This window comes from Ekhidna sp., assembly GCF_964218185.1.
In the GTDB taxonomy this organism is placed as follows: domain Bacteria; phylum Bacteroidota; class Bacteroidia; order Cytophagales; family Cyclobacteriaceae; genus Ekhidna.
This window is the reverse complement of sequence record NZ_CAXPLV010000004.1, coordinates 61,354-72,988: the sequence shown is the minus strand read 5'-3', so window position 1 is coordinate 72,988 and position 11,635 is coordinate 61,354. Positions and strand designations below refer to the sequence as shown.

At 41.3% G+C, this 11,635-nt stretch carries 12 protein-coding genes; 3 read left to right on the top strand and 9 right to left on the bottom strand.

What is annotated here, in order from left to right:
• Nucleotides 1–106: 106 nt before the first annotated feature.
• The 5 genes from ACEQZT_RS04160 to mraZ form a co-directional block, all read right to left on the bottom strand.
• Entirely contained in the window at nt 107–1,558 is a 1,452-nt protein-coding gene (locus ACEQZT_RS04160; RefSeq protein ID WP_370087528.1) for a UDP-N-acetylmuramoyl-L-alanyl-D-glutamate--2,6-diaminopimelate ligase, read from the bottom strand.
• A complete protein-coding gene (locus ACEQZT_RS04155) occupies nt 1,558–3,657 on the bottom strand; it encodes a penicillin-binding protein (RefSeq protein WP_370087527.1) in 2,100 nt (699 codons plus the stop codon). The genes ACEQZT_RS04160 and ACEQZT_RS04155 overlap by 1 nt, the downstream gene beginning before the upstream one ends.
• Nucleotides 3,654–4,016: an FtsL-like putative cell division protein gene (locus ACEQZT_RS04150; RefSeq protein WP_370087525.1), complete on the bottom strand. Its 363-nt coding sequence runs from the start codon at nt 4,014–4,016 to the stop codon at nt 3,654–3,656. The genes ACEQZT_RS04155 and ACEQZT_RS04150 overlap by 4 nt, the downstream gene beginning before the upstream one ends.
• 61 nt (nt 4,017–4,077) lie before the next feature.
• Nucleotides 4,078–5,001 carry a 16S rRNA (cytosine(1402)-N(4))-methyltransferase RsmH gene (gene rsmH, locus ACEQZT_RS04145; RefSeq protein WP_370087523.1) on the bottom strand — a complete coding sequence of 308 codons (924 nt, stop codon included), beginning with the start codon at nt 4,999–5,001 and terminating at the stop codon, nt 4,078–4,080.
• 111 nt (nt 5,002–5,112) lie between these two features.
• Entirely contained in the window at nt 5,113–5,556 is a 444-nt protein-coding gene (gene mraZ, locus ACEQZT_RS04140; RefSeq protein WP_370087521.1) for a division/cell wall cluster transcriptional repressor MraZ, read from the bottom strand.
• Nucleotides 5,557–6,002: 446 nt separating this feature from the next.
• Here mraZ and ACEQZT_RS04135 point away from each other — a divergent pair, with 446 nt between their 5' ends.
• Entirely contained in the window at nt 6,003–7,259 is a 1,257-nt protein-coding gene (locus ACEQZT_RS04135) for a hypothetical protein (RefSeq protein ID WP_370087519.1), read from the top strand.
• Between the two features lie 95 nt (nt 7,260–7,354).
• Here ACEQZT_RS04135 and ACEQZT_RS04130 read toward each other — a convergent pair whose 3' ends face one another.
• The 4 genes from ACEQZT_RS04130 to ACEQZT_RS04115 form a co-directional block, all read right to left on the bottom strand.
• Entirely contained in the window at nt 7,355–7,837 is a 483-nt protein-coding gene (locus tag ACEQZT_RS04130; protein ID WP_370087517.1) for an SRPBCC domain-containing protein, read from the bottom strand.
• Nucleotides 7,838–8,027: 190 nt separating this feature from the next.
• A complete protein-coding gene (locus ACEQZT_RS04125; protein ID WP_370087515.1) occupies nt 8,028–8,342 on the bottom strand; it encodes an ArsR/SmtB family transcription factor in 315 nt (104 codons plus the stop codon).
• Between the two features lie 171 nt (nt 8,343–8,513).
• Complete coding sequence (locus ACEQZT_RS04120; protein ID WP_370087513.1) at nt 8,514–8,804, bottom strand: YciI family protein; 291 nt, start codon at nt 8,802–8,804, stop codon at nt 8,514–8,516.
• Between the two features lie 98 nt (nt 8,805–8,902).
• Nucleotides 8,903–9,559, bottom strand: coding sequence for a DUF4386 domain-containing protein (locus tag ACEQZT_RS04115; protein ID WP_370087511.1), 657 nt, complete (start codon nt 9,557–9,559; stop codon nt 8,903–8,905).
• Nucleotides 9,560–9,718: 159 nt separating this feature from the next.
• Between ACEQZT_RS04115 and ACEQZT_RS04110 the strand changes: the two genes are divergently transcribed.
• Nucleotides 9,719–10,591, top strand: a complete 873-nt coding sequence (locus ACEQZT_RS04110) for a hypothetical protein (RefSeq protein ID WP_370087509.1) — start codon at nt 9,719–9,721, stop codon at nt 10,589–10,591.
• A gap of 102 nt (nt 10,592–10,693) precedes the next feature.
• Nucleotides 10,694–11,455, top strand: coding sequence for a hypothetical protein (locus tag ACEQZT_RS04105; RefSeq protein WP_370087507.1), 762 nt, complete (start codon nt 10,694–10,696; stop codon nt 11,453–11,455).
• The last annotated feature ends 180 nt before the right edge of the window (nt 11,456–11,635 follow it).

Below are 11,635 nucleotides of genomic sequence, written 5' to 3'. Positions count from 1 at the left end.
TATTCACTAATCTGTTTGCTGTTAAACATCCCCCTGCCAGCACACTGGCCTTCACGCCCCCCTTCCAAGGGGGAATATTTCTTTACAATATTTTTCCTTGTCTTTATCAATTCAATAATTCCTTGAGTATTTCTCTATCGTCAAAGTGGTGACGAACTCCATTTATTTCCTGATAGGTTTCATGTCCCTTTCCAGCTACCAAAATGATATCCTGATCACTCACCAGATTGCATGCCGTTCTTATTGCCTCTTTTCTATTTGCAATAACCATCACATTTCGCTCTTTTGATTTGGGTATTCCCACTTTCATGTCATCCAAAATCTGTTGAGGATCCTCCGTTCTTGGGTTGTCTGATGTCAAAATGATCTTGTCACTAAATCGAGCGGCTATACCTGCCATTTTTGGTCGCTTTGCTTTATCCCGATCTCCACCGCATCCTACTACAGTCACCAGCATCTCATTTTTCGTTCTGAGATCATCGATTGTTTTTAGCACATTTTCAAGCGCATCCGGTGTGTGTGCATAATCCACTATTGCCATCACATTGGAGGTGTTTTCCACCTTCTCAAATCGTCCACTTGCTCCTGTGGTAGTTGAAAGTCCACTAAGTACATCTTCTTTCTCCTCGTCTAATAAAATAGCCACTGCATAAGCTGTGAGTAGATTGTAGGCGTTGAACTCTCCAATCAGTTTGAACCACACATCCACCCCATCGAAATTCAATTCCAACCCCTGCAGCGTATTGTGGATGATTCGCACTTTGAAATCCGCCATGGATCGAATGCCCAATCGGTGTTTGTCTGCTTTTGTATTCTGCAACATCACCATTCCACGCTTGTCATCGACGTTGACCAAAGCAAAAGACTCTGACGAAAGGCCGTCGAACAGCAGCTTCTTTGCTGCGATGTATTCGTCAAATGTTTTGTGATAGTCCAGATGATCGTGGGTGATGTTGGTGAAAACACCACCGGTAAAATGAATACCGGACACCCGATGCTGTACCAGGGCGTGGGAGCTTACCTCCATAAAAGCATGCGTACAACCACTCTCGACCATCTCCGCCAAAAGCTGGTTTAGTTGTATCGCGTCCGGTGTGGTAAAGCTGGTGTCTAAGACCTTATGGTTAATCTTATTCTCTACAGTTGAAAGTAAGCCCACCGAGTAGCCCAGGTTTTGGAAAAGCTCGAATAGCAACGTTGCACAAGTGGTTTTTCCATTCGTGCCCGTAATACCCACAAGCTTAATATTTTCAGATGGTCGTCCATAGAAATTCGAAGCGATGACACCCAAAGCCTTCGCTGAATTATCCGTTTGAACGATGGTTATGTCATTTGGTAAATTCTTAGGTACCTTTTCACACACGATTACTCGCGCACCTTTGTCGATAGTAGATTCGATAAAATCATGGCCATCCACTGTAAGTCCTTTGACAGCTACAAATAAGAATCCTGGCTCAATCTTTCTGGAGTCAAATGCAACTCCTTTCACTTCCTCCTCACGATTTCCAGTGATAGACTGCAGCGATACTCCAAACAATATGTCTTTCAGCGTTTGCATCAGCTTAGTTGGAGTTTTATGGTTGAACCTTTGGTTAATTTTCCACCTGGCGTCATAGACTGAGTGGCTACACGCCCTCTGCCTTTTACTTCTACATCTAGCCCCAGATTTTCAAGTACATAGATTGCATCTCGTAGCGTCATACCTCTCACATCCGGCACCACTTCATATTTTATATTATTTCCTTTCCAATAAACCGCATCATTGATCACATCCGTCTTCACCCACTCTGTTTCAGCTTTTGCATGATTTGATATTCCTAGCTCATTGCAAATCATGGTGAGCTCATCGCGCTTTCCTGCCTTGATGTATGGGAAAACGCCAGTCACATAGGTGCGCTCCTGGGTGCCTATTTCGTGCATATCCAGCTCAAGCGAGTAAATCTTGTCAGCTATTTCTTTGAAAACCGGAGCTGACACATCGCTACCATAAATCTGATAGCCTTTCGGATTGTCGATCACTACAATGCAGCTATATCGAGGTGCCTCTGCTGGAAAATACCCAGCAAATGAGGTGTAATATTCGCGTACATACCGTCCGTTTTTCACCTTTTTGGCAGTACCGGTCTTACCAGCTATTTTGTAGTGGCTATGGTTGATATTTTTTGCAGTACCTCGCTCTACAACGCCCTCCATCATCAACTTCACTTTTCTCAATGTTTCCTTTGAAGCGATTCGCTCATTGATCACCTCGGTTTCAAACCTTTCAACCATTCGATCTGCTTTCATTACTCCCTTCACAATCATTGGCTTTACCATCTTGCCATTATTAGCCACAGCATTGTACAGCGTTAGCATTTGCAAAGGCGTCATTTTCAGCTCGTAACCATGAGACATCCAGGGTAGGGAAACCCCACTCCATGTGCTATCGGATGGATCTTTGATGTATGGCTTACCCTCTCCTACCATCTGAAAATCAAGTGGTTGATGAAGGTTCATACGCTTGAGATAGTTGATGTATTTCTCCGGATTATTTCCGAAATGATGAGAGATCAACTTTGCCACACCAATGTTGGATGACTTTTCAAATACCTCCTGCACGGTGAGTTTCCCGAATCCCTCAGGAGTATGATCCCGCATGGTTTTATCAAAAAACTCAAGCTTACCATCGCCAGTGTCTACTGTGTCAGTGAGTTTGATATCGGTTTCTTCCAATAAGGCTATCATGCTAGCCAGCTTAAAAGTAGATCCCGGCTCACGTGATCCCTGGCTACCCACCGCGTAATTGTATCGCTCGTAATAATCGCCTTGACTATTTCTACTTAGGTTGGAAATCGCCTTGATTTCTCCCGTTTTCACCTCCATCACAATGGCTACCCCATAGTCGGCATCATGTTTCTGCAACTCATCGAGCAGAGCTGACTCAGTGACATCCTGAAGGTCTACATTGATCGTGGTTTGAATATCATATCCATCGACTGGTCGTCTTTCTGTACCGTCATAGACTGGCTTCCAGCCTCCACCAGCCATTTTTTGGTACAATCCCTTTCCATTTACTCCGGCAAGCTGCTTGTTGAAGCTATACTCCAATCCCACTGTTCCGCGATCGTTGGCATTGACACTACCGATGGTGCGAATACCTAAATGAGAGAAAGGTAGAAATCGCTTTTCCACCTTTTCAAAGAGTACCCCACCTTTCAACCGGCCTTCCCGGAAGAGTGGCCAGTTTTCCATGTACTTTTTGTCCTGGTAGCCAATTTCCTTTCGATTGAGCGTTAGGTAGCGGCGACCATTTTTTCGGGCGTCATCAATTTTTCGCTTGTATTGAGTTGGACTTAAATCCCCATAGTATCGGGACAGTAAATAACAGAGTGAATCGATATTATTCTTATAAAGTCCATTGGAAGGCAAGTACGGATCAATCGCTAATCGGTAAAAAGGAAGTGAAGTGGCCAGCAAGCTACCATCATCCGCATAGATATTGCCACGTGTAGCTTTCACATTCATCACCTGCATACCAAGTGTTTCACCCAGGCTTCTCCACTCTTCTCCTTCGATGTACTGGATTTTAGCAATACGAAAAACGACCGCTCCCGCCACCAGAAAGGTGAGGATGAAAGCGATGCGCACGCGTAATACTATGTCCCTTTTTATACTCATTTCCGAACTTCCTTGATAAGTACCGGTAATTCCTTACTCTCTTTTAATCCAAGCTCTGCAGCTCGTTTTGCCACTTCCGATTGCTTACTTTCATACATAAAATCAGCCTTCAGAGTGGTATAATCCGCACGCAAATCCTCTACCTCATTTTCGAGATGACTGATGTCACGAACTTTCTTTTCTGCGTAGTGGCGGTTGCCGATATACAGCAGACATAAGAATGCCAGAAATAGAATTTGGGGAAGAAAACGCACGTGTATCACCTCGCTCATGGATGAGTCCATGCGTAGAAAGCGATTGATGAGACGGAATAAGCCTCCTCGCTCTTCTCTTTGGGGTAATTTGTAGGTGTTCTTCATTTCTTGTTAGTTACAAGTTTCAAGCTGCAAGTTTCAAGTCAAGCTTGTGGCTTGAGGCTTGTTACTTACTTCTTTTTCTGCCAATACGCAGCTTAGCGCTTCTCGCTCTGCTGTTTTCTTTAATTTCTGCCGCTGTGGGGACGATCGGCTTTCGGTTCACCGGGTCTAACACCCTGATTGGATTCCCATAAAAGTCTTTTTCATCGACCCCTTTAATATTTCCTTTATTTATAAAATTCTTGACCGGCCGGTCCTCCAATGAGTGATAACTCATCACCACGAGTCTGCCTTCTGCCTTTAGCACCTCGCCCGCCTGTACCAAAAATTCCCTGAGTGCCTCCATCTCCTCATTTACCTCAATACGAATGGCCTGAAAGACCTGTGCGAGGTATTTAAGATCCCGACCTTTAGGAGCATTCTTCAACGCGATGGCTTTCAATTGCTCGTTGGTCTCAATGGGTTGGTTCATTCGGAAATTCACTATCTCTCTTGCGAGTGTTCGTGCATTTCTGATTTCCCCGTACGCACTCAAAATGTGTATCAGATCCTTTTCCTCATATTCGTTGACTACTTCCCTGGCGCTTTTAGCAGCGGCCTGATCCATGCGCATGTCCAACACACCTTCTGCCCTAATGGTGAATCCACGCGATGGCTCGTCAAACTGATGGGAGCTAACTCCCAAATCCGCCAGAATGCCATCCACTTCCGTGATGCCATGTAGTCTGAGGAATTTTTTCAGGTATCTGAAATTTGATTCAATGAATGTAAAAGAACGTTTGCCGGCTTCTTTTGCCAGCTGTTGTGCATTTTGTTCAGCGTCTTTGTCCTGATCAAAAGCAATGAGGTGGCCGGTTGTCAATTTTTCAAGTATCGCTTTGCTGTGCCCGCCTCCTCCGAAGGTCACATCCACGTATACTCCATCTGGTTTTATGTCTAATCCTTCCAGACACTCTTTCAGCATCACCGGATTGTGGTATTGACTCATCTTTCTCCTCCTTCCCCCGCACACCCTTCGACAAGCTCAGGATGACAACCCACTTGTGTCTGTATGAAACTTTCAGCTGTCAGTCTGAGGCTCTCGAAGACTGCCATCACACTATTCATCCAAAAACTTCTGTGCCAGCTCTGAGTATTCGCTATCGTCACTGATCATATGCTTCTCGAATACTTCAGGATTCCACATTTCTATATAATTGCCCGTGCCGATGAGGAGAGCCTCCTTGTCTATCTGCGCATGAGCGAGCATCTGTTTCGGGATCAGGATGCGATTAGCATTATCCAGCTCCACCTGCGCGATGCTCCTGAAAAATGTCCGTTTCAGCTTTCGCTGTTCAGGATCGAATTCACTAAGTGATGAGATCTTGTGGTGTATCTTTTTATACTCCACCATTGGGTAGAGGATTAGGTTCGGCTCGAATCCCTTCCGAATTATCAGTTCTGCAGTGGAGACCTCCGGAAGGTTGACCTTGATCTTTGCAGGCAAGACCAACCTTCCTTTAGTATCCAACTTACACTCATATTCGCTTGTAAAAAACGTCATACTGAGCCTTGAAAAATATAAACCACCGGAACAAATGTAATCAACTTTTCCTATTTTCTTCCACTTTCCCCCACTTTCATACACAAAATACAAAAAATTGCTTATTTGAGCATTAAATCAATGATTTTGAGCTTAAAATGAATGTTCTGTGAATGAGAGAGTTATGAGAATCAGCCACTTCAGCCACTTTATTTTGAAAATTTTTCAGAATTATGCAGCAGAAATTTAGGATTTAGGGAGTTTGGTGGGAGATGGTGGGGGATGATTAAGAAAGGAGGATTGGAAATGGGAAAATTTGGAGTAGGATTAGTAGGTGTTTTAGGATCCTCGTTGCAACGAGGATTAGATTGGGTTATATGTAGGACTATATGTTTAATTTGTAACGTGTTTTCAGGTCGATACAACTTCTTATTAAATTCTTGTTATGGTTTATCTTTATTCTAATCATGCTGTACACTTATAAAAACCTTTTAATTTCCTTACTGTTGCTTTTGCTTTCAGCGTGCAAAGAAGATCAAGATCAGACTTATATCTATGAAGGAGACTTGATTCTTACAACTCAAGAGGAAATCAACCAACTGGGCAATGCGTCACCTCGAAAGGTTAATGGAGTATTAAAAATCTTAAATAGTTATTCAATAGTCGATCTTTCTCCTTTAAGTACAATTGAAGAAGTCTCTGGTCTTGTCATTAAAAGTTGTCATAATCTTGAAGACCTAGATGGTTTAAATCAAATAAAATCAATAGCCGGTAATCTAGAAATCAATAATAGTGGTAAGCTAAAAAATCTCGATGGACTCAACGGATCTACCAATGTGGCTGGAAATATTTCAATAATAAATTGTAACTCACTTAAGTCAATCAAAGGTTTAAATAAAATTGGTGGAATTTTTAGCGGAAATATTGCAATTGAGAATAATCCTCAACTTGAAAGTTTGAATGGATTAGAATCCATAAAGGAAGTGCGAGGAGATCTATCAATCGTACTCAATAATCAGCTTAATGATTTAGCTGGTCTTGAAAATATTGTTAAAATCGGAGGAGATCTTTTAGTCGTTGACAACAAAATGCTTGAATCAATTAATGAACTCGCAATGCTCAAAGTGGTCTCTAATTTGTTAATAGGGGGATGCCATTCACTGAAAATAATAGATGGGCCGTTGAATTTAGTGCTAATTCATGGTTCAATTAGTTTCAACAACAATGATAGTTTAAAGCATATCACAGCTAATTTCACCGATTTCAACATACCTGTTCTTTATATTAATGGAAACTCATCTTTAGAATCATTCGATCTTAAAATTGGAGTTAGCGAGCTGACTATAATAGAAAATAATCAGTTGATAAATTTGGAGGGCTTAGAACTATCAAAAGTTTCTAAGATACATATAGATCGTAATGAGAATCTGACCAGTCTTAAAGGAATTGAAAATTTAGATTCCGAGATTGAGCATTTAACAATTACAAATAATTCAAAACTTTTATCATTAGATGCGCTACAAAATATACCATCTATAAGTCTTTCCAGTAATTTTTCGGGAATTAGAATATCTGGTAACACTTCATTGAATAACTTATGCGGAATAACAGAAATTGCTAAATCATTAATCTTAGAAGAACCAAGCGCTTACTCATTTTCTATTACTGGCAATGCCCATAATCCGTCGCTGAAAGAGATTTCAGAAGGTTTGTGCAGTAATTGACATTACTTATCTTACCAGACTTAAAGGGGTCTCGTTCGTACCTCACTTTCAGTCGCAGACATGTTCGAGTCATGAGAATCTCTTTAAAGTTTCAATTAAACCAATAGCGCTTCCAACTGATTACAAGCCAGCTCCCAGCCTTCTGCCATGCCCATCTCGGACATTTGTTTGAGGGCTTCTGCTGAGGCAAAGGTGGTAATGGATGTCACGGTAGTAGATGATCCATTTGAGTCAAACTTCACGGACATTTGCATGGGTGGAATGCCGGTTGATGCATTGCCATCCTTATCCACGAAATAGTCTTCAGCTTCCAGTCGCTTGTGTGGCTCTATTTTCAGATAGTCCATGCGTCCACGGTGCACATCACCTTCCGGTCCTGTCATACTGTAAATCCAGTAGCCGCCTTCTCTAAAATCCATCTTATCGATTTTGCAGACGTAAGGTTGTGGTGCCCACCACTGGCATAGGATATCAGGATCGCTCCAGGCTTTCCATACTTTTTCAACCGGTGCATCAAAGGTGCGCACAGCAATTAGTTGGTTGTTTTCCAGATCTTCAGTGAATGTGGTTTTGTTCATTGTTGTAGGATTTGATTTTTGAAGTTTTGTTTTAGAAATACAATTCTTTAAAACCTGTCTTTTCGACGTAAGGAGAAATCTTTAAAATCTCGAGTGGTGTCTGACATTGAAAATAGTTAACAATTGTCGATGTAGATATTGCATTCAATATGACAGTTTTTGAAGAACTGAAGTAGTATCTGTTATAAATTCATTTAATGTTTTTTAATAGGTCATCCAGCTGATCAAATCGATCGCGCCATAATTGCTTAAAGGGTTCCAACCACTCAATAATCTCCAAAAGCTTTTCGGGCTTGATGTGACAATACCGCTCCCTTCCCTCCTTTGATATGGAGATCATGTCACACTCCTCCAGCACCTTCACATGCAGCGACACCCCCTGACGAGAAATTGAAAACTGCTCTGCCAGTGTGTTCAGATTCTTAGGCTCCTCAATAAGCGTTGACAGAATCTCACGACGAGTAGGATCAGCTATGGCTTGAAAAATATCTCTACGTTGCTCCATAATATGCAAGTAAGTGCTTGCTAATTTATATGCAAGTATTTACTTGCGCAAGTTTATACAAGAAATTTTTGGCAAGGTTGTCAAAACAACCCCCTCGCCCCCTTCAAAGGGGGAATTAGAAACAACAGTGGAAGATGCCGGATCAGGTCCGGCATGACGATAAAGTAGTTTTTAAGCTTTAAGCAAAGGCTTCAAATCAGGATGCATCTGGGAGGTTTGAAACTCGGTGATTTTAAATTCTGCCAACTTATGAATGAAGAATGGATCTTCAGAAATGATCTGCTCCACCTCATCTTTTGAATCGGCAAGTGCCAGGATGATCCCACCTGTCCGGGGTACCTTTCGCCCGGAAGCCACAAATTTATTTTGCTTATAATATCGATGGAGGTATTTCACATGTTCGGTCATGTGTGCATCAAGTTCTTCTAGCGACACGATGTAATTTAAATCGATGACGTACATAGGGATGTTTTTTGTGTTAAACTAATACAAACAATCCCCTTCTCCCTTTTAAAGGGGAATTCTAATACAGTAAATGAAAAGTACGACTCACTGAGAAGTTAATGCTCCACCGCCTTCCACTTTGCTCCCATAATCATGATCCACAACATCCAGATCAGTTCACCAAAGGTGAGATAATCAAGTATCTCCATAAATGCTCCTTTGATACCCAGAAAGGAGGCAAAAGCAATAATCGTATAGGCTACTCCGGCCAGGACCACCAGCCAACCAATGATTCGAGGAAAAAGCGGTGACTTAATTATCATATAGCCGATTGGTAGCAGCCACAATCCCCAGAAAATGGATGCAATCGCAGTACCCTTTCTACTTTGCGTAAGTAGATAAACCACCTGGTTCGGCTGATCCAAAACCTCAAGCACTACCAGTTCATTGGCTGTACTAAGCATATCGATGGGTATCCCCACCAATGCGAAAATGGCAGTCAGAATCACCGCATCCTTATAATTGGTATAGAATAGCTTGTAGAGAAACCACACTGCGGCGATTACAAACAATTGGGTAATCAGACTGCCGACTATTCCCAAACGAAAAAGGAGCTCGCTTGAGGTAATATTATCTACCGTAAGCTGAGCATTCTCAAGATCTATCAATTCGGAAGGAACATACAAAAGGCTGAATATTCCAAGAATGGCCCACAGTGGATAGATGACTCTTAGCCATTTTACGGCGCTCTTTTGTTCTAATAGTGTATGCATGATTAGGTTGTTTAGTTTGTTGATGTTTCAGTGCTTCAAATAGTTGCTTCGTTTAAAAGAAAATGCTGAAGAATGTTTTCAAAACGATGTGACTTTTCCTTAAAACTCAGTCAAATAGCTACACATTAAATTAAGTGGTTTAGAAATTATAAAGTGAGAATGAAAATAAAATTTATGATTGTACTGCTGGCAATGACGGCAACAATCGCCTGTTCAGACAACAAGAAAGATCAGGAAATGGCTCAAATGAAAATTGAGCTTGAGGCTCTCAAAAGTGAGAACACCAAACTGAAAGCCGGTGAGAAGAAACTGAAAACATCGGTAGATCAGTACAATAAATTTTTAAAAGAAATTGAGCAGAACCTTGCCGAGATAAACAAAAGCAAGGACCTGGTGACTAAACTAAACCAGGAGGCTAAAGGTGGAAAAAAAGATGTGAGTTCAGAAATCAAAAATCACATTGCAAACATCAAAGCTCTGATGGAGAACAGTAGACTAAAGGTTATGACGCTGGACAAATCCATGAATGCGCTTAGAAAAGAATCTGCCGGTAAAAGTGATGAGATATTGGCGTTGGATAGGCAAGTTAAAAGCCTGACCAAAAACTTACTAGACAAGGATGCTGAAATAGAGCTTCTTGATAATGAGTTGGATCAGATGGAAGAACTGTATCAGATGGAGGCTAAGTATGCAGCTGAATTAAAAGCAATCTTAAACAGAGCCTACTATATAAATGCAAGTGGAAAGCAGCTTAAGTCACTTGGAGTTGTAACTAATGAAGGTGGATTCATTGGCATTGGACGGGTAAAAATGATCCGCGCCAATACACAAGACAGTTTGTTCATTCAAATCAGAAAAGATGAACATTTGGAATTTGAAATGACTGGCAAAAATTCACAATTAATTTCTCAGCACCCGGATGGCTCATATGAGTGGACACTAGCTGGAGATAAAAGAGGTAAGTTGACCATCAAGGATCCTGAGACCTTCTGGAAAAGCGGCAACTACCTTGTAATTCAGTCAGAAAAATAGGCTAACAATCAGAATAAATTTTCTAAAAGCCGACCCACAAATGGGTCGGCTTTTTTAATAAGCTTTCGGCACTTTGGCCTCATAATTGCAAAACCCTCAATTATGAAACTCACCATAGCTTTAATTCCATTCATCTTTTCCAGTTGTTTACCCAAGCTACTCGTTCCTAATGACTTTAGCATCGCGCAAAATAATGATGAGGCCTATGTAGAAGTTGATTCCATCTCTGTATCACTTGTAAACCTTGAGATTAAAAGTGATCATTATGTTTTTGGGATGGGGGTACAAAATCATAGTGACAAGCCAGTATTTATAGATTTGGAACAAATTCGAAAGTATGCACATCACCTTTCCTATCAGGACGAAGAAGCAAAAGCCTTTCAGGAAATCACAATCGCAATGACACCTGATAAAGTAAAACGGTTTTTTAAGAAAAAGGAACAGGATGCTCAAGCTGCTGCAGTATTTCTTTTTTTAGTGGGTGCCGCCATTTCTACTTATGATGCTATCAAAGATGAGCAGGACAATAGAAAGTCTAGCTGGACGAAAGAAGATGAGAAGAAATCATTAGGACGCGATATTGCCACGGCTACTACCTTATTAGCTACGGATATTTTAACAGAGGCTGCATTACAAAGCGGAGAATCGGCAAAAGATGAGTTGAGATATCTACCTGCTGAGTTATTTCACAAGGATGTGATATATCCAGGTGAGAGTTACTACGGCAAGGTTCTGTTTAGAAGAGTTTCAGAAGTGAAGAACTATCATCGAATCACCTTCCCTCATGAAGGAAAAAGATTTCATTTTGACTTTAGAAAAGCAACTTATAAGGAACGAGAATTTCTTTTCGGAAGGGATCGTTAAAGTCAATATCCGCTGAGGGTTACTCTAAGTTACATGATCGAAAACGATCAATAATCACCTCTCAGCGTCCATAAACGGACAAAATGAAGAAATTCACATCATTTAAATCATAATTTTTGAGACCTTTTCAAATCTGGCATTCGATTTGCCAAGCCGCTCTCAGTTTATCTCTGATGAGCT

Coding starts and splice junctions, on each gene's coding strand:
- ACEQZT_RS04150 (WP_370087525.1), bottom strand. CDS start 4,016: ATGAAGAACACCTACAAATTACCCCAAAGAGAAGAGCGAGGAGGCTTA.
- ACEQZT_RS04115 (WP_370087511.1), bottom strand. CDS start 9,559: ATGCATACACTATTAGAACAAAAGAGCGCCGTAAAATGGCTAAGAGTC.
- ACEQZT_RS04155 (WP_370087527.1), bottom strand. CDS start 3,657: ATGAGTATAAAAAGGGACATAGTATTACGCGTGCGCATCGCTTTCATC.
- ACEQZT_RS04105 (WP_370087507.1), top strand. CDS start 10,694: ATGAAACTCACCATAGCTTTAATTCCATTCATCTTTTCCAGTTGTTTA.
- ACEQZT_RS04135 (WP_370087519.1), top strand. CDS start 6,003: ATGCTGTACACTTATAAAAACCTTTTAATTTCCTTACTGTTGCTTTTG.
- ACEQZT_RS04110 (WP_370087509.1), top strand. CDS start 9,719: ATGAAAATAAAATTTATGATTGTACTGCTGGCAATGACGGCAACAATC.
- ACEQZT_RS04125 (WP_370087515.1), bottom strand. CDS start 8,342: ATGGAGCAACGTAGAGATATTTTTCAAGCCATAGCTGATCCTACTCGT.
- rsmH (WP_370087523.1), bottom strand. CDS start 5,001: ATGAGTCAATACCACAATCCGGTGATGCTGAAAGAGTGTCTGGAAGGA.
- ACEQZT_RS04130 (WP_370087517.1), bottom strand. CDS start 7,837: ATGAACAAAACCACATTCACTGAAGATCTGGAAAACAACCAACTAATT.
- mraZ (WP_370087521.1), bottom strand. CDS start 5,556: ATGACGTTTTTTACAAGCGAATATGAGTGTAAGTTGGATACTAAAGGA.
- ACEQZT_RS04160 (WP_370087528.1), bottom strand. CDS start 1,558: ATGCAAACGCTGAAAGACATATTGTTTGGAGTATCGCTGCAGTCTATC.
- ACEQZT_RS04120 (WP_370087513.1), bottom strand. CDS start 8,804: ATGTACGTCATCGATTTAAATTACATCGTGTCGCTAGAAGAACTTGAT.